At 62.9% G+C, this 329-nt stretch carries 1 pseudogene; it reads left to right on the plus strand.

Features of this window, described 5'->3' with window-relative positions:
• Positions 1-329: pseudogene (locus NCR39_RS29955) on the plus strand (FAD-containing monooxygenase EthA); the annotation flags it as partial.

Raw genomic sequence — 329 nt, forward strand, 5'->3', positions numbered from 1 at the left:
CCCAATTTCGCCTATCTGTTCGGTTACACGAACGCGCCATGGACGCTGAAAATCGACATGGCGGCCGCCTATGTCTGGCGCCTGATGCAGCATATGGATGCGGAAGGTTTTGACATGGTGACGGCGCATGCGCCGTCCGGCGAGAGACTCGACGAATCGATCATGGGCTCGTTGCAGTCCGGCTACGTGCAGCGCGGCCTGGATGTCCTGCCGCGCCAGGGCCGGGCGTTGCCGTGGCGCGTGCTCCACAATCTCGAGATCGATCGCGGGATGCTGCTGAAGGATACGATCGCCGACCCCGCGCTCGAATTCAAGCGTGCCGGAACCCG

This window comes from Caballeronia sp. ATUFL_M2_KS44 (assembly GCF_023630965.1).
In the GTDB taxonomy this organism is placed as follows: domain Bacteria; phylum Pseudomonadota; class Gammaproteobacteria; order Burkholderiales; family Burkholderiaceae; genus Caballeronia; species Caballeronia concitans.